This is a genomic window from Paenibacillus sp. Marseille-Q9583, assembly GCF_976954365.1.
Window position 1 is genome coordinate 1 of record NZ_CDRJTB010000055.1, and the last position, 19,869, is coordinate 19,869.

Below are 19,869 nucleotides of genomic sequence, written 5' to 3' on the forward strand. Positions count from 1 at the left end.
GCAATTGGAAATAGACAAGTCCTCTCTCGTTGTTTATGAAGCCTTGGCAAGTGAAGTACGAATAAAAATCATTCAGTTACTCTCCAAAAATAAGATGAACATCAAAGATTTGGCAGAAGAACTTAAAATAAGCAGTCCCATCGTAACAAAACACATTAAAAAGTTAGAAGATGCAGGAATCATAAAAACAGAAAAAGTTCCTGGTAAATCCGGAATGCAAAAAATCTCAATTCTTAGAGTCGACCATATTGAGATTAACTTCCCTAAAAAAATCTTTCATTCTTTTGCCTCTTATGAGACATCGGTGCCGATTGGTCATTATACGGATTATGATCTGAAGCCTACATGCGGACTTGCCACAGAGAAAGAGTTTATCGGCAGAGTAGACGAACCTAAGTATTTCATGGATTCTAAAAGAGTCGATGCAGAGATTCTATGGTTTACCCAAGGTTATGTTCAATACAACATTGCCAATTTTCTAAAAAAAGATGAAACCTTACAGCAATTTGAAATTAGCTTAGAGCTTTCTTCCGAATTTCCATTTGCCAATGACGTATGGCCTTCAGACATCACCTTTTCATTGAATGGCTTGGAATTAGGTACTTGGACAAGCCCAGGGGATTTTGCTGATGCAAGAGGTAAATTCACACCTGAATGGTGGCCGCACAATATTAACCAGTATGGATTACTAAAAACGATTAGAATTACTAATCACAATGGCACATACATTGACGGTGACCCCATGTCTTCCGTTTCGATTGAGGATTTAGATACGACCTGTGACAGATGGACTTTCCGGATCGAAGTGAAGGAAGATGCAAAACACGTCGGAGGCGCGACAATTTTCGGAAAAAAATTCGGAAATCATGATCAAGATATCATGTTCAAAATGTATTACCTTTAAAATCTTCTAGAATGCACATGTATCAAGGTTGGTTCTTTCATGGGGGCGAACAACAAATTCGTATTATACTTCCTTAGCCCCCCTATCTGTACTCTGATATGAACCAGTTATCACTTCCCCCTATCCATCTCTTTATCGCCCACATCTCCCACCTTCTTTCACTTTACACAGCTCCAGTAGTAATCTGCAGTACTTTTCATACGCTATCCAAACCCAACTACCTTTTGTTAATAAAAATATAAATAGATTCATTGTTTTATAAATTTCTATTTGACTATATGCTAACATCATGCTTAAAATGAGATCAACATAAAACGTTTTCCACGATATGGTTTGTATAAATATAAAACAAATCCATTTTGATTTGTGAAAAACGTTTTTTTAGTAGTTCTATTGTAAGCGTTTTACATTTTTCGTACCGCCGCAATCTCTAATCAATAGAATCGGAGGATCATGAATTTGAGGAAAACAACTCGTAAGCTAACCGCTTCACTTCTTGCACTCACGCTGCTAGTACCTGCACCATTCATTTCAACAGCTTCTGCAAGCGATTCCAAAACAATCCCACCATCCACGCAACAACAGGCTGTCGATTATTCGGGCCACTGGGCACAGAAAGATTTTCAATCCTGGGTGGATAAGGGCTTGATTTCAGGCTATGGAAATGGAATTTACAAACCGAATCAAGAGATCACCCGCGCGGAATGGGTCACATTGATCAATCGCGTCTTTAATTTGCAGGAAAAATCAGAAATTGCCTTCACGGATGTACTGGAGTCAGGTGCTTATTACAGCGATATCCAGAAAGCTTCGGCTGCAGGATATGTATCAGGATATAGCGATGGCACCTTCCGACCAACACAGGTAGTAAGTCGTCAAGAAGCCGCGGTTATGCTGCACAGACTATTCCAGCTCAATTCTTCTGCAAATACTTCTGCACCAAAAGATGTTGAAGATTTACCCTCATGGAGCCAAGAAGCTGTATTATCTTTATTTGGTGAAGGTTATTTGAATGGTTATAGTGATGGCAGCTTTAAAGGCGCAAAAGCCGTAACAAGAGCGGAAGCACTGCGTATGATTGAGAAGTTGGCTGGGGAAATCACTTCTAAGAGCGGGAGTTATACGGGGATTACCACTCAGAATATGGTAATTAGTAACCCGGGTGTTGAGTTGAACAACTCCACTATCTCCGGAAACCTGTACCTTACCGAAGGTATTGCAGAAGGTGATATCACGCTGAATAACGTCACTGTTAAAGGAACCATATTCGTAACCGGCGGCGGCGAAAATAGTATCGTACTTAGTAACTCTAATGCAGGTGACATGGTTGTAGATAAGCGTAATGGGAAACTCCGTGTCGTTACTAAAGGAACGAGTGCCGTACCAAGTGTACGTGTACATTCCGGTGTAATGCTTGAGGAAGATACTACTTTGACGGGAGCAGGCTTCGGCCGGGTCGTTATAGAGAATACGCTCCCGAACGATTCAATCATCAGGCTGAGAGGAAACTTTGATTCTGCTGAGGTACGAGCGTTAGGAGTGCCTACACTACATCTAACTGCAGGCAACATTACTGAAGTTACATTGAACCAATTAGCCAAGCTGCGTATAGATACTGATGCAGCAATCAAGAATCTTATCCTTGGTATAAACGACATGATTACTATCCAAGGCACTGGGAAGGTTGGCTTTGACAGTAAATACAGTAACCAAATCAAATTTGAAACACCTACTCCAACACCTACGGCAACGTCTGGTTCTGGTAGTTCAGGTTCTGGTGGATCAGACGGCAGCGCTGTTGCTACACCTACTACTACCCCGATTCCTACAGCTACAGCGACTCCCACTGCTACGCCGGGTCCGTCAGCAACGGCGCCAGCACTCACCAATGTTTCTGTACATGATCCGTCAGTAGCTGTAGACAAAGGAACGTATTATGTATTCGGGTCTCATATCGATGCGGCGAAATCGGATGATCTGCTGAACTGGACTCGTTTCACAAATGGTTATACAACACCAGGCAACGTACTCTTTGGTGATCTTTCCGCGAATCTGGCAGAATCCTTTAAATGGGCTGGAGAGAACGATTCTGACAGTAAAGGCGGATTCTCCATATGGGCTCCAGACGTTTTCTGGAATGAGAATTATGAGAATATGGACGGCACCACTGGCGCTTATATGATGTATTATAGTGCTTCTTCCACTTACATCCGCTCAGCGATTGGCTTTGCCACTTCGCAAAATATTGAAGGTCCTTATACCTATGGAAATACCGTAATTTATTCCGGCTTCACCAAGGAAGAAGATTATGATACTAACAGCAAAATTAATAAAAAATGGACAAACACAAATATTCAAAAGCTTATTGATAACGGAACATTAGAAGATGCCAACCCAGATTGGTTTGACGCAGGCGGTTCATATAAGAACAAAACGTATACAAACGCAATTGACCCGACGTTATTCTACGATAAAGACGGCAAGCTGTGGATGACTTATGGATCATGGTCAGGCGGTATATTTATTCTAGAAATCGATCCAGCTACCGGCGAGCCTAAATATCCAGGTAAAGACGGAACGACCGCTGATGGACGTCTAATCGACCGGTATTTCGGTACCCATATTTCTGGCGGTATGACCAAATCGGGCGAAGGTCCGTATATCGTTTACGACAAGAATACAGATTACTACTTCTTATATGTAACTTATGGAGGACTAGCGTCCGACGGTGGTTACAATATGCGTCAGTTCCGTTCAACGAATCCGGATGGTCCTTATGTGGATGCTGCCGGACAAAGTGCAGTGCTGGCAACGAGCAATGACCATTCAGCCATTGGCAACAAAGTTCTTGGTAACTTCATGTTCACGAACGTGAATAGTGACCCAGACTTCCAAACTTACGGTTATGTTGCATCAGGCCATAATTCAGTGAATTATGATGAAGAGACGGGTAAAATATTCAACTTTTTCCACACTCGGTTCCCGCAGCGTGGTGAAACACATGAGCTTCGTGTGCATCAAATGTTCACCAACGAAGATGGATGGCCGCTCACTTCTCCTCATCGTTACACTGGTGAAACTATCGCAGTTGTTATGCATGAAGATGTTATTGGAGCTTACCAGTTCGTGAATCACGGGAAAGATACTTCTGCTAAAATAAAATCCACAACAGCTATCGAACTGCGAAGTGATGGAACCATTACAGGGTCCGTAACCGGCTCTTGGGAGCTAAAAGGAGAGTATTACGCCGACCTGCTCATCAATGAAATAGAAAACGGAGCTACTGTACAAAATCTCTACAAAGGTGTATTCGTAAAACAATGGGATTCCACTCGTCAGAGCAATGTTATGACTTTCACAGCCATGTCCAATAAGGGTGTTACCGTCTGGGGCAGCCAAATTGAACTGCTGAGCACAGATCAAATTGTATCCAATGTTAAAGATAGTTTAAGCTTGGGCAATACAAGTAAAGTATACAAAGATCTTACGCTCCCAACTGAGGCCGTAAGAGGAACAGTCATTACGTGGTCGTCTTCCAATGAAGCCGTAGTAGGAAACGATGGTTCAGTTGTTCGTCCTGAAAAAGGACTCGGAAACGCAACGATTGAACTTACTGCTACGATTGCATTGGGTGAGTCTACTGCAACTAAGACCTTTACTATCGTTGTAATGGAACTGACTGGAAATATACTGGAAGACGGTTTGGTGGCAGCTTATGATTTTGAAGGAGATCTTTCAGAGAACGGAGATCGTACTGATAAGGGTACAATTACCGGCAATCGGATTAACAATACTGGTGGGAACATCACCTATGAGACAGGTGAAGTTGGTCTTGCAGCTAAATTCGACGGTAGCTCCGGTATTCGCCTACCAAATGGTTTGATTAAAGGCAACACCTACACAGTAGGCATGTGGCTTAACCCACAAGAACTGACTCCATTCACTACAGCCTTCTTTGGTGCTACAACAGATACGAATTGGATTAGTCTCTTGCCTTATGGAAACGGTGGAGCTACTACCCGGATGTGGTTTGGTAGCCAAACCTTCCACGATGCAGAAGCAGGCATGCAGATTCCAGTTAACCAATGGTCGCATATAGCTTTCACTTACGATGCCGGGACTGTGAAGCTCTATGTAAACGGAGTATTGAAGTACACTGGAAAAGAATTTACGGATGTATTTGACAGCGCAGATGCAGTATTCGCACTGGGTGTAAACTACTGGGATATCCCTTACAAAGGTTTGATTGATAACCTGCGTATCTACGAAAGTGCACTTTCCGCTGAAGCTGTAGACTTGCTGGTAAACGGTGAGCCTGACAGCAATGTTAAAGTAAGTACGATAACCATTCGTGATGCTGAAATGGATGTGGCTGTGGGGAATACCTTTACCCCTCAAGTAAAAGTACTGCCTACCAATGCAGGAAATAAGAAACTTACTTGGAGTTCTAGTGATCCTAGCGCCATTTCAGTTGATGCTACAACCGGAACCGTAACAGCACTAACGGTAGGTGGAGAAGCAGTGATTACAGCCACTGCGACTGATGGCAGTGGAGTCTCAGCAGACTATAAGGTAGACGTTACGGATGGAAAAGTAGCCTATTATGCTTTTGATGGAAACCTTGATGACTCCCTCCAATTGGTCGGTACTGGCCAGGTTACGGGAATAAAAATCGAGGCTCCAACTGTAGGTAATATCACTTACGGTAACGGTATCACTAATCAAGCAGCAGTATTTGACGGTGTTTCCGGGATCCGGTTACCTAATGGATTAATTGACAGCAATACCTATACCGTATCTATGTGGTTAAATCCTGAGCAGCTTACTGATGCAACGACAACTTTCTTCGGTGCTGCTTCGATCAACAACTGGATTAGCTTCGTTCCACAGAACGGTGGAGGTAAAACACTGCTATGGTCTGGCGAGGCATGGTATGATGCTATTTCCGCTATGAAGATTCCAGAGAATAAATGGACGCATGTAGCATTTACGGTCAACAACGGTACCGTGAAGGTATACCTCGATGGAGTTGAGCAATTCTCCGGTGAGGGCTTCCCGAATGTGTTTAAGAACAAGAATGGTGTGTTCGCTCTTGGCGTAAACTATTGGGACGTACCTTATAAGGGAATGATTGATGAACTGAAGATTTACAGCAGAGCACTCAAATCAGACGAAATACTGACCGAATATAACTCAAATGTAAATTAAGAGAATCATAATTTGGAAAGAGAGCGGAGCCTCAGGCTCCGTTCTTTTTATCTTAAATCACGCGATCAAAGTGAATGAGCGTCCAGAAAATTTCTCACCTTCGTATTGTAAAACAAGCATTTAAATAATATAATCATTAACTATACGTCTTGAACTAAATTGGAGGCCATCTATGAAACTTGACCTGTCGGAAGAATCTCTTCCCGTCTACGAAGCTTTAGCCAGTTCAGTTCGTCTGCACCTGCTGCGCTTGCTTGCCGAGAACCCAATGAATGTCAAGGAATTGGCCGCAGCGGTAAATTTGAGCAGCGCCATTATGACAATGCATGTGCGTAAGCTAGAAGCTGCAGGACTTATCCAGACACATATGGCACCTGGACGAAGTGGTCTGCAAAAGATCTGTACGCTGGCTGCTGAAAGTGCCGAGATCACCTTTCCAGGCAGACAAATTAATGAGCGCAAAAGCTACCGCAAGGAGATTCCTGTTGGGCATTATTCCGACTTCATGATCGAGCCTACCTGCGGTCTTGCCACTACAGAGCAAGTGATTGGCAGCTTTGATGATCCCCGTTATTTCTGGGATCTCGAGCGTATGAATGCTGGTATTCTCTGGTTCGGCAAAGGATATATCGAATATAAAATCCCTAACTTCCTTCTCTCCAGTCAACAGCCCGAGGAGCTAATCATTACGATGGAGATTGCCTCCGAAGCGCCTTCCATTAATAATAATTGGCCCTCCGATATCACTTTCACACTGAACGGAGTACAGCTTGGATTCTGGACAAGTCCGGGTGACTACGGAGATAGACGTGGTAAATACACGCCAGCTTGGTGGCCAGCACTCACGAATCAATACGGCCTCCTTAAGCAGCTGCGCATTACATCTAAAGGCACGTTTATGGACGGCCTGAAACTGTCCGACGTTACGCTGGATCAAGTGAACATTCGCAACAAGCAATGGACTTTCAAGCTTTCCGTCGATGAAGAGGCCGAGCATATTGGCGGCATTACCCTTTTTGGCAAAGGCTTTGGCAACTATAATGATGATCTAATCGTTGAGCTGTTCTACACAGATACCCATGAATAAAGCCGCATTCATCTCCCATCGGAGAGTCGAATGCGGCTCTTATTTTACCTTATTTCATGTTCAATGAAGGGTCCCCATAATCCGCCACCAGGCAGTGGACAGCCACGTTCCTTAAGCTTAGCTACAACAGGAATAATGCATCCACAAGCTACGCAAGTCACACTCTCATGCAGCTTAGGACAAGTCCCGCAAAGCGAAATCCGTTCAGCATAAACCTCATCTGGAACACAAAGCTCTGTCTTAAACATGGATGATGACAAGATTCGCTCTATCTGTGCATCGGTAACCTTATAATCGTCGCGACACCCCTTGCATGCAGATGTTGTTGACATGATAACACCACCTTATGCCTTCGGCGTAATCTCCAGCACAGTTACTGACATTGGAGCCAGCTCTACATTAAGAAGATCACCTTCAAGTGTAAAGGCTGTAAAAGCTTGCGGTACGACAGCATCTGGCTGACTAAATGTATTATGAGCATCTATCTTGTTACCTGTGAGCGTAGTGCCTGTCACTTCAACCTTCTGCCCGGAAAGGCCACGCAGCTCGAGGGGTACAGTAGCTGATGCAGCGTGATTCAAGTTGCAAAAACTGACATGAATGATCCCAGCGTCTGTTACGGAAGCTGAAGCAGATACTTCAGGAATCTCGCGGCCTTCAAAGCTGTAAGTCCCACTATCGATTGTTAAATCCAACAACTCAGCATCCTGATGGACTTTAAACATATTGAATACATGATAGGTAGGCGTTAGCAGCATTTGTTCTCCTTCGGTTAAAATCACTGCTTGAAGCACGTTAATGGTCTGCGCAATATTTGCCATCCGTACCCGGTCACTGTGTTTATGGAAAATATTCAGTGTTACGCCAGCTACAAGGGCATCCCGAATTGTATTTTGTTGATATAGGAATCCTGGATTCGTACCCGGCTCAACATCATACCAAGTTCCCCATTCGTCAACGATAAGGCCTACTCTTTTTTCTGGGTCATATTTGTCCATAATAACGCCATGTTTAGTAATCAGCTCATCCATGCGAAGGGCCTTCTCTAAAGTGCTAAACCATTCACTAGTTTCAAAGCCTGTTGCTGCCCCTTTATTCTCCCATGCTGGACCAGGAATCGTATAATAATGAAGGGTAATCGAGTCCATAAAGCGTGTAGCTTCACGCATAAGAACTTCCATCCAGTGATAATCATCCACGTTAGGACCACAAGCGATCCGATGAATACGATTCTCCCCGTAATTACGTACATACGTCTGATATTGGCGATAAAGATCTGCATAATATTCTGGACGCATATTCCCGCCGCAGCCCCAATTCTCATTACCAACGCCAAAATAAGTGACAGCCCAAGGCTCTTGATGACCGTTCTGCTGGCGAAGCTCAGACATCGGTGAGACACCGCCAAAGGTTAAATACTCTACCCATTCGGACATCTCTTGAACCGTACCACTTCCCACATTACCATTGATATAAGGTTCACATTCCAGCATCTCACATAATTCCATAAATTCATGTGTACCAAAATGGTTGTTCTCAACCGTGCCGCCCCAATGCGTATTGATCATACGTTTACGAGCTTCGCGATCACCAATACCATCTTTCCAATGATATTCATCTGCAAAACAACCACCCGGCCAGCGAAGTACTGGAATTTGTATTTCTTTAAGCGCTTTCACAACATCATTACGAATACCGTTAGTGTTAGGAATCGGTGAATCTTCTCCGACCCAAATGCCTTCATAAATACAACGTCCTAGATGCTCAGAGAAGTGTCCATAAATATTTTTGTTTATCATACCTTTGCGAATGTCTGTGTTAAGGATTGCGCGATCTGCCATGAATAAACTCCGCCCTTCAACATTTATATTTTTATTAACTAATTAATAATTATACAAATATTATAGAGCGGTCCTCAGCGATCCGTCAATCTCCAATATGAATGAATCTATTCTTTATCAATCGGTTTGTTTATCCCATCTTCATAATAATCAAAAACGAGCTGCCGCTGCGTTCCTCTTACCCCGTAAAATACGTCGGAGATCCGTTTCCCCTTCCGTCTTAATTCGTTCTCCAGCCATTCTCTGGTCAGTCCATTATTCTCAAGATTCTCTTCAATGAGGACGCCATCCATAATTAACTCAACGGGAAAGCTCTGAGGAACCGAAAGAAGCTTCAAATCTTTTCGAGTAACATATTGATACTCTTGTTTCTTTAAGACGGATACCATTCCGTTATCTTCTAATACGGCATACTCTACTACCTCTAGATTAAAAATTTCTTTTTCCCTCAGTGCCTGATCCAAGGAGTCTAGCGAATACCTTACCTTTTTCATATTCCCTTCAAGAATTTTCCCGTTTTCGATAAGTACCGTAGGTGATCCTGAGATCCAGCTTCTCATTTTACGATTCTTTAAAGCGAGAACAGAAAATAAAAAGGACACGGCTACAACAACTAGAAGAGCCACGATCATATACGAAGATTTCAGGTCTTTATTAAACGCTAAATTCGATGCAATCGATCCTAATATAATCCCTGTCACGAAATCGTGGAATGTCAGATTAGAAATGGTCTGTTTGCCCAATACTTTAGCGGTCAATAAGAGCATGATCATAGCAACAACGGCCCGTAGCACTATATCCATATATTCTTGCATCTCTAATGCTCCCTTCCTATTTAATCCTCCATTATTCACAAACCGAGTAGAAATGAAACCTCAACAAAAGCTCTGCCCATCCAAACCCGCCGATTTCTCTAAATGCTAAAAGGGCTCTGGAATGGTTCTACTGAACCGTCCCAAAGCCCTAGCTTCAAATTCTTACTTTTCAGTCTTAATTGCTAAAAGATTGTGTAGAACCATTGCACTCTCAGCTCGAGTTGCTGAGCCTCCCGGAGCGAATTGCTGTTCACTTCGACCCTGGATAAGTCCAAGGGCTTGGGCATCAATGATCGATTCACGGGCCCATGAGGCAGCCGCACGCAAGTCACCGAATTGGATTACAGGCTTGGGCTCCACCTTTCTCCCGCTGACATAATCGTACGCTCGCATCACCATGACCGCCATTTCTTGGCGGGAAATAAGAGCTTTTGGGGCGAAGCGAGTCTCACTCACCCCATGGACTATCCCCGCCTCTACAGCCCGCGCCACTTCCTCCGCATACCACTGATCCGCAGATACATCCGCAAATGCTGTAGATCCTTTCGCTTTAAGTCCTAGCAAGCGGACCAGCATAGCTGTAAATTCGGCACGGGTCACTGATCGGTTCGGCTCGAAATTCTGAGGTCCGACGCCTTGAATCAGATGTTTGGCCGACAGCTCTTGCACAACCGCCGCCGCCCAATGTCCAGAAGGAATATCGTCATACGATTTGTTATATTCCAGTACGGCATATGTGCCTAAGTGTTCGGTGTGCAGAGCCACCTTGCCCTTCAGCCAGGAACCGCCTGCATACTCCATATTTCCGGACTCCGGCAAATAATAGCCACCGAGCAAATTCCTTTTTGCCTCTGGGTAAATGTTAAGCTCCAATGTAACGGGCTCAACAAATTGGTGAAGTATGCTTCTTGTACCGTCACCAGCGACAATATACAGGTTAAAGAGAAGGAACTCCCCTGCCTGGTTCAATGCTGCACCAGTTTGCCGCTCCGCGTTAGCTAGTATTCTTTGCTTCGCTCCCCCATTTACCTCGGAAGCCTCCAGAAGGATTTGGCTACCGGCCAATTGCTCCGCAGGAACCAAAGCCTGCAATTGTTGAAGCACCGCTGCCGGAAGGGTCACATTGATGTTAGAAGCCTCTACCCGAAGCGGCTTCTGGTTCAGCATGTCTGCTGCCATCCCCGGTAATACTAGCATTCTCAATTTACCCTTGTAGACAATTGCTGCCGAAAGATCGTTCAACGAGGCTGCATTTAGTTGCAGTCGTCCCGCCGTTTCCTCCGGTACGGAAGGTACTTGTGGTTGCGGACTCGGAACAGTTGAAGTATTGTCTTCCGCTTGTAGAATCTGAAGCGTCAGACTGCTCTGCTGTCCTCCGTAACTTGCAGTAATCACAGTCATGCCCGGATCGAGTGCTTGCAGCTGCCCTGTTGCCGTTACTATGGCTACCTTCCTGTTACTGCTCTCGTAGATCACACCCTCGGTTACCGTATGGCGGCTATCATCACTATATACTGCTGTTGTGACCACCTTACCACTCTGCCCTGTTTCCAAGGATGTCGGACCGCTTAACGAAATGGAGAGAAGCTCCGGAAGTTGTTCATCCACCTTTAATGAATAGGAAGCGGTCATGCTGTCATAAACGGATGAAATAACCGAAACACCCGGGCCTTTTGCTTCAATATGGCCATCTTTGCCTATACTCGCGACGTTAGTATCGCTGCTCTCATAGATTATGCCTTCGGTTACTATATAACGGCTGCCATCGCTGTACACAACCGAAGTAACCGCCGTTCCGGTCTCCCCGACAGTCAGGATTGCCGGACCGCTGATTGCCGTCGAGACTCTTTCTGTAGGCTCCAGAACCGTCACCTGAAGCTGCCGGAACGGCTCTACATTGCCAGCCTTATCCACCGAACGATAATCGATGCTGAAGGTTCCGGAGTTCTCAATATATACGCTCTGAGTAACCGTATTCCATGCACCTCCGTTGAGCCGGTATTCCGTCCGCTTGACTCCCCAGCCAACAGCCCCCCCATTGGATTGGTCGGTAACATCAAAAGTGATATTAACTTTGCCCTTAAATGCGCCCCCTTCTCCTGTTTCTCCAAGTACAGTCGCCTTCGTGACAGGAGGTGTTGTATCTTTCGGCAGAATCTCCAGATACGCGGTATATTTGCCATTCTCATTCTTGCGGCTTCTTATGTCTGTGGCAAGATTATAACCTACCTGCCTAAGTGCCAAGCTTATCACCGGATCGGAAGGGAACTCCGAACCAACCCATGAGGTGATATCGAACTGCCTCCACTGCTCCGGTCCAGAAAAGGTCTGAAGCGCTGCCTGAGTACCGATTGTTGGAGCATTGTTGTAATTCAGCGTTGCCTCTGTCCAAGAATCATCCTGGACTCCAAATACACCAATATCGGACAAAGTGCCTGCCCCGTCATTCGTCTTTCCGAACACATTCAGCTTTACAGAACCGACTTCGCCGACAAATGAACTTAGATCGAATTTCAGATAAGCCCTTCTGTCTGTGTCCCCGCTGCCATTTCTGATTTGCAAGTAATTGACCGAGCTATAATTGACTGCAGCTTTCGATCCCCCATTGACATACGCATCTTCAGAAACATACAGCTTCGTTTTTGCCTCCTCGTCTGGTTCCGTATCGGAAGGCTCGGAAGGTTCGGCATTCGGATCAATTCTAAACTTGACAACATGGCTTTTCCCTTTGGAGCCACTTGTATCGATTGCGAGTTCGATCCTCGGTGAGAGTTGCATTACGGTCACGGTTGGATCTTTCATTAGTTCTTCCAGCGCGGCTTTACCGACATCCAATTTCACTACAGATTGGGATTGGGTCGGGTCCGAAATAGCTATCGTCAATTCATCTCCAGACTCCTTGATGATGACGGAAGCTGGATTATTAGCACGCACGGATTCGATTATTCCCGGAACCCAGAAGTTCATAGCCGTAAGTCCCAGCTTCTGTTCCTTTACGGCTTGAACACTATCCGTATTGGCAATAATTTCGATGTCGGGATTGCTGCTATAACGCGCTGTCGCTGCTTCATCCTGGTTCGGTAGCAGCACGTACGAATACGATTGATCCACAGGCTTCGTTCCCTGAGCAATCGACAGGCTGGTATAATTTCTAGTGATCGGCTCCGTTGATCCCCCTTGATTAATATCCTTCCAAGCGCCAGTCCGGGCCTCCCGCAAACCGTCTATCGTTGGTGCATCAGGGAAATAATAACCGATCCCCGAGCCGGGAATATTTCCTTCCAGATGTGCCCAATGCACCTGATTCATCGACTCAGACCAACCCAGCGCAGAAGGCTTAACCTCACCGTTGATTGTAAGTACATTGTCACCGCTCTCCTTGAGCTTGCGGTTATCTACAATTGTCTCCACCTTGCGGCTATCCGTGCTTGTAATACCTGCCCCAAGCGCTACGATTTCATCGTCGAACATGAACCAGGACTTTTTACCGGACAATGTGCTGTTATCCGGATCCAGATCCATGCCGGCCGCTCCGTAAAGTCCGTCTATGGAGGATCCTCCTACCCATGTTTTTGATGTAGTCTTGGCTGCACCACGCGTTGCCCCATCCGATGTAACTCCTGGCAGACGGTAAGCATTTACAGTCGGCCAGAATGCATCAGCATATTGATTCAGATCCTGATTATACAGATAGGTCATGCCTTCACCCGTATACCAACCCTTCAGGTTCTCCGTCCCGCCTTCATAGTTGGCAATTCGGGCCGAAGACATGCTGATTCCAAAAGCATATCCAGGCCGGTGATGGACAATTCGGTCCATAGCTGCAAACTGCTTGTGCACAGTAAGGTCTCCCGATGGCTGCACCTCTGGATCATTCATAAGCGTCTGGAGCAAAACAATATCCGCAACCCTTAGACCTTCGTAATAACTGTCCAATGCTGTATCGGCTTCGAACCAATACTTCACCATCGATTTAAACCGGGCCGCTTGCTCCGGTGGCGCGGAGGAAGCCAACCGAAGAATATGCGACCAAGGCACGAGTTGTCTGTTCCCCCGGGCTATCGATCTGCCGAACACCATATCCATCATTAGTTTTCTGTAGACAAGAGGTTCATAAGAATCCGTTACCCAGTTATATACATTCTTCAGATTGGCATCAGTCAGCGGCCAAGAAGACCCTGTCAATAAGGTCATCATCTTCATCATATCGCCAAGTAATACAGCCCCGTAACTACCGGTATATGCAATATTATTATGCTGGATAAAGGAGCCGTCCTCATAGAATCCATCTCCGCGGGTTACATAAGGCAATACCTGGCTAACGGCATCCCGTCCCTGTTTGATCTTCCCGCTGTCACGATTGTGAATGCCTCTCAGAACTACTGCCAGTGCTTTATCCAACCGATTCGCGCCGGTTTCCATCAACGAGGGTTGGTTGGTCCGTTTGGTTGGGTCCGGACAGAACTTATCAATGGCTTTGGTATATTTGTTAATCTGATCGGCTGACAAATACTCGAACATCAAGGCCATCGTATCCCCCAATGCCAGCGGAATGCCGATCTCCCACTCGAACCAATTGCCTTTCTCCAGTTTGGTTTCGTTATACCAATTCGCATATAGGAAATCTAAACCGTCCAGAATATCTGATTTCAGCTGCATATTCTCATACAATGGTGAGCCTGTTGTCGAAAAGGCAATAGCCATATCCTTCAACCGATTATATGAGGCTGCCGTATCAAAAGCATCTGCTGTGCTGCCCGGCTTATCACTCCATAAATAAGTACGGTTCATTTGCTTGTTCATCGTATCCCAAAATCCAGTTTGCTCCTGATTGCTGATCTTATCGGATAAAGTCTTTATGGACTTGGCAATATCCGGATTATGTGGGTCGAAGGATTGCCCTCCGGTCAAATATTCCACCCATCTTCCACGAAGCTCGTCATATTCGTCTTTTGGAGTCTCTCCTTCAGTAATATTAAATTTCAATACATGCGTTGCCCCTATAGAATTCTTCACATCCACCGTTATAACTGTATTTCCCGAAGCTTGCACCACATCCGTCTTGCTGTCTTTGCTGAGCAGTGTCAACCCCGGTATATCCAGTTCTAGGGACAATAGATTTTGCGACTGTGTAGGATCAGACACCGAAACGACAAGCTCCTGATCGATCTGCCGAATCATCACGGAAGCCGGATTGAGCGCCTTGATGGAATCTACCGTTCCTGGATTCCAGAAATTAGCGGCGGTTATGCCCAGCTTCTTCTCTCTGACCGCATGCACATCCTCTGTATTGCGCAGCACTTCGATATCCGGGTTGCCACTATAGTCTTCAGTACTGGCAATGTCACGATTAGGCAACAGGACATAGGAGTATGAGCCGTTCGTAGGCGTATCTCCATGCTCAACTGCCATGCTTAAATAGTTGCGCGTAATGGGAACATCGGATTGAGTGGCATTAATCTCTTTCCAACTGCCGGTTCTGGCTTCACGTTGAGCCAGAATACCTGGAGCTTCAGGGAAATAGTAGCCCACGTCAGAACCCGGCATATTACCCTCCAGATGGGCCCATTGAACGTTCTTCACTGTCGCTGACCATCCGGTCTGTGACGGTTCTGCAACTCCGTTGATTAGAAGTTCGTTATTCCCCGCTTCGTTCAGCATCCGGTTATCAATAATCGTCTCAACAGATTTAGGGCCGGCAGTTGTTTTGGAGATTCCCGAACCAAGCGCCACAATCTCATCATCGAACATAAACCAGGATTTCTTGCCTTGTAAATCGCTTCCAGTCACTTGGGAGAGTGAGAAATCCATCCCTGCTGCACCGTAAAGGCCTTCCAGCGACGATCCACCCACCCAGGTTTTCGGATTCATGTAACTTTTCCACTCCACAGGGACCATCCCCTGCCCCGATCCATCCGTTGTCGTGCCAGACAAGCGGTAGGAATTAACCGTAGGCCAGAAGTCATTGCGGTATTGGGTCAGATCCTGATCATATAAATAGGTCATCCCAATCCCCGTATACCAACCTTTCAGGTTCTCGTTGTTCCCTTTCTCAAACGCCGAGATGCGATTGGAGAACAAGCTCAGACCGAAGCCGTAACCTTCGCGTAGATGAACCACCCGGTCCATGCCAGCGAATACCTGATTCTTAATCAGAGCTCCTCTTGGATCGATCTTCCCGTCATTCATCAGCTTTTTCACAATCGTTATATCGGCAAGCGACAACCCATCATAATAATTGCCGGATGCCATATTCGCTGAGATCCACTCTTTCGCCGCTTGCTTAATGGATACTGAAATATTCTCCGGAGCAGTTTCAGCCATCCGCAGCAGGGTGACAATTAGCCCCCTTGCGCTGCCGCTCCCTTTTCTTGAGATACCTCTGCCATTGACCGAGTCCATAAATTGACCATTGTAGATCACCGGCTCGTAAGTCTGAGCCACCCATTCGTAAATGTTCAGAACATTCGGGTCCGTTATTGGCCATGGAGAATCGGTCAGCAGATAAGACATATCCGCCGTGCCTTTGAGCCAGACGGAACCATATCCTCCCGTATAGGCGATATTGTTATGTTGAACGAGGGAACCATCCTTATACACACCGTCTCCATGGGTTGTGTACACATACTCGGAGCCAATGGAATCGCGGCCCTGAATGATCTTTGCACTGTTGTTGCCAATCACGCCTCTTACCGTGACCACAAGCGCTTTATCCAGCAGGTTCGCTCCCGTCATCTTCGTGCCCTTAACGCCAAGCACCGACCCTACTTTTGGGTCTGGACAGAAGGCATCAATTGCCGCAAGATACTGATTGATTTGCTGCGGTGTCAGATGATCATACATGAGCACCATAAGATCATTCACAACCTGCGGCGTGCCGATCTCCCAGTCCCACCAGTTCCCATAAGCGCTTTTGCTCGGATTGTAACGGTTGGTGTACATCCAATTGATTGCGCTTACAATATCATTCACCAAAGCGCTGTTGCCGTAAAGCTCCGAGCCCTCCACAGAATAGGCCAATGCCATAATCTTCAAGCGATTGTAAGCGCTTGTAATAAACTGCGAATCTGTAGTGCTTGCGGTATCACTCCACAAGGAGGTGCGGACGGAGGATTTATCCATACTCTCCCAAAGTGCAGCAGCCAACGCAGCCTGAGCGCTTATACTGGCGGCTATATCAGGATCACTCCCATCGTATTGACCACCACTTAATCGGTCGTACCATTTCAGTTTCAGTTTTTCATAGGCCTGTATCGTGTCGGAGGCTTCGACAGTAACCAAACATTCGGCTGCAAGGCTACCATCCGGCGTGGCAATCTTGATGGTCGAAGTTCCGATCCCCATACCCGTTACATTGCCAAATGCATCCACAGTCGCAGCTTCTGGATTGCTCGAAGTCCACACTACCGTTTTATCCGCCGCCGTTATTGGAGATAAAGTCGGCAGAAGTGCAACCGTGTCCCCTTTGACCATAGAGAAGGCCGTCCGGTCTAGCCCAATTCCTGTAAGACCCGCATATTCCTCTAACACGAAATCATCAATCCATAGCTTTCCTTTTCCAGTCTCCAAAAAAGGTTCGATAACAAGCTTCGTCGCATTAGCCGGCATAGTTAGAAGTACTTGTTGCATACTCCAGTCATGTGTGCCTGTTATTTTGGGAGAGGAAGGTCCATCTCCCACTTTAGCAGTATTGTAATACTGTGTTCTAAAGTAGGCTCCCTGCCCAGTGACATTGTCCGTCTTTAGCCAGACTTTAAGTCTGTAGGATTTACCGGGGATAACCGAAGTTACCCCCTGATTGATGGAAATCCTGCTTGTGGCAAAGGCATCGAACAACATGGACCGGGTTCCTTCATGCGCTGTGCCAGTATCAATCTTGATATTCGCTGTTTTATTCGTCCCTTTCCCGCTACCTGTAGGGACCCACAAGCTCCAGCCCACCGGAGCAGCGTCTGTAACCCCTGTCCAGGTCGAGTCCAGGGTTGTCGTTGTATTTTCAAAGCTTCCGTTAAGTATGAGATTAGACGCAGCCGCTGAGGCTTTACCATCAGCGTTGTATTGAATTCCTACGCATGAAGAAAAAAGATCAACAATGAGAACTAACACTAAAATCAGACTTGATTTCCGCATTTGTTCACCCCAATCTTTGAATTGTTTAAAGCTAGCAATGTCTACAAGTTATCTTCCTGCACAAAATTCAGCACGGCATCGTCGACGGCCGAAGTTCTTCCCAGATCAGGGCAATTTACAAGCTCAATTTCGCAAGTCTCCGCACAGCCGTGCAGTTCCAAAAGAACCAGTTCATTACGACCTTTGCGCAGCAATGGGCCGGGGATATATAGGGCCCTTTGCGGTCCTGCATTCCAGTAGCGGCCCAGATTAAATCCGTTGATCCAGGCAACCCCTTTATTCCATCCATCGAACCGTAGAAAAGTATCGCCAATTTCCTCCGCCTCAAACCAGCCCCGGTAGAATCCGGGCAAACCCGAAAGTGCCGCAGCTTCTTGCTTCTCCACCGTCTGCTCCTTGTACTCAAGAGAAGCCAGCGTTCCCGGTTCTAACGGAAGTGTACGGATCGTCCATTTATATTGCAGCTGGTTATCGATTCGAACCCCGTCCAGAATTCCTTTCGGATCACGAATGAGCGGTCCATAATTAATCCGACCCATATTCTCGACGAGAATATCCAGCTGCGCTCCACCGGCAGGAATGGAAAGTTCAAGTGGCTGCGGATTCCAGCGTTCAATGACCCCAAGTACCTGTCCATCCAGGAAAACCTGCGCCCGATCACGCACACCCTCGATGTAAAGCTTCTGCCTGGACCGTGGTCCCTGCACATAAGTGCTGTACATTATAAAACCATAGGATTGTCCGAGCTTTTCCATCGGCTGCACACACACACTGTTCACCGGCTCGGATAACTTCTCCAAATTGGAAGCTGTGAATAGTTCCGCTCTTTCCATTAAGGCAACTTTCCCGTAGGAGATCTTCGGAATCGGCTCAGGAAGCGGACAAGTCGGTGCAAATCCATGTTTGCCCAGTACCGACCGAACAGCTTCAAATTTCGCCGTCGTATCTCCCCATTCCGTGAGCGGGGCATCATAATCATAGCTTGTAGTCGTCGGCTCGTAAGCGACGATATGATTCGCCCCATTATAGAAGCCAAAATTGGTCCCGCCGTGGAACATGTACATATTGAGTGAGGAGCCGTGCGTCAGGATATCATCCAGAACGCCAGCTACATCTTCGGCATCGCGCACATGATGATCCTTCATCCAATGATCGAACCAGCCGTTCCAATATTCCATCACCATAAGCGGCTCTTCAGATCGGTACTCCCGGTATTTGCGGAAGGATTCCTCTGCACAGGAGCCAAAATTAACTGTAGCATGCACATCTTCCAGTGTTCCGCCGAGCAACATTTCATCGGTTGGTCCGTCGGAGGTAAAGAGCAATACATCGACCCCTCTACTGAGGAGTCCATTACGCATATATCTCAGGTAACTACTGTCATTGCCATAGCTGCCATATTCATTCTCTACCTGGACGGCCAGAATCGGCCCGCCATGTGTGGACAGTAGCGGAACCAGCCGAGGAATCAGCTCATCGTAATACCGGTCAACCTTGCTTAAATAAAGAGGATCACAGCAGCGAAGCTGAAGTTCACTGTAAGCCAGCAGCCAGGCCGGCAGACCACCGAATTCCCATTCCGCACAGATGAATGGACTCGGTCTGACAATAACATGAAGCCCAAGCTCTCCGGCCAGTTCAATAAAAGAGACCACATCGGCCATGCCATCAAATACGAACTCCCCTTCCTTGGGTTCATGCATATTCCAGGCGATATAGGTCTCCACGGTATTGAATCCGCAGGCTTTCAATTTCAGTAGCCGGTCTTTCCAGTATTCAGGCACAACCCGAAAATAATGAATAGCTCCCGACACGATCCGGTAAGGCTGTCCGTCCAGCAAATAGTGTCCGTCGTTCCAAGTGAGTAGGCTCATACTCTACAAC

General features: G+C 46.3%; 8 protein-coding genes. 3 read left to right on the forward strand and 5 right to left on the reverse strand.

The window, feature by feature from the left end; all coding sequences use genetic code 11:
* The 3 genes from ACWNM1_RS21800 to ACWNM1_RS21810 all read left to right on the forward strand — a co-directional run.
* A partial coding sequence (locus ACWNM1_RS21800) for an ArsR/SmtB family transcription factor (protein ID WP_449602619.1) occupies positions 1 to 904 on the forward strand: 904 nt, incomplete at its 5' end.
* 459 nt (positions 905 to 1,363) lie between these two features.
* On the forward strand, positions 1,364 to 6,112 hold the full coding sequence (locus ACWNM1_RS21805) for a LamG-like jellyroll fold domain-containing protein (protein ID WP_449602620.1): 4,749 nt from the start codon (positions 1,364 to 1,366) through the stop codon (positions 6,110 to 6,112).
* A 172-nt stretch (positions 6,113 to 6,284) separates the two neighbouring features.
* Complete coding sequence (locus tag ACWNM1_RS21810) at positions 6,285 to 7,199, forward strand: ArsR/SmtB family transcription factor (RefSeq protein WP_042186033.1); 915 nt, start codon at positions 6,285 to 6,287, stop codon at positions 7,197 to 7,199.
* A 44-nt stretch (positions 7,200 to 7,243) separates the two neighbouring features.
* Here the strand turns inward: ACWNM1_RS21810 and ACWNM1_RS21815 are convergent, their stop codons facing one another.
* The 5 genes from ACWNM1_RS21815 to ACWNM1_RS21835 form a co-directional block, all read right to left on the reverse strand.
* On the reverse strand, positions 7,244 to 7,531 hold the full coding sequence (locus tag ACWNM1_RS21815; protein ID WP_042186032.1) for a hypothetical protein: 288 nt from the start codon (positions 7,529 to 7,531) through the stop codon (positions 7,244 to 7,246).
* A gap of 12 nt (positions 7,532 to 7,543) precedes the next feature.
* Positions 7,544 to 9,040 (reverse strand): alpha-N-arabinofuranosidase, encoded by a 1,497-nt coding sequence (locus ACWNM1_RS21820; RefSeq protein WP_449602621.1) that lies wholly within the window; start codon positions 9,038 to 9,040, stop codon positions 7,544 to 7,546.
* Between the two features lie 107 nt (positions 9,041 to 9,147).
* Entirely contained in the window at positions 9,148 to 9,855 is a 708-nt protein-coding gene (locus ACWNM1_RS21825; RefSeq protein ID WP_449602622.1) for a DUF421 domain-containing protein, read from the reverse strand.
* A gap of 162 nt (positions 9,856 to 10,017) precedes the next feature.
* Positions 10,018 to 17,985: a polysaccharide lyase family 8 super-sandwich domain-containing protein gene (locus tag ACWNM1_RS21830; protein ID WP_449602623.1), complete on the reverse strand. Its 7,968-nt coding sequence runs from the start codon at positions 17,983 to 17,985 to the stop codon at positions 10,018 to 10,020.
* 41 nt (positions 17,986 to 18,026) lie between these two features.
* A complete protein-coding gene (locus ACWNM1_RS21835) occupies positions 18,027 to 19,859 on the reverse strand; it encodes a glycoside hydrolase family 35 protein (protein WP_449602624.1) in 1,833 nt (610 codons plus the stop codon).
* Between the last annotated feature and the right edge of the window lie 10 nt (positions 19,860 to 19,869).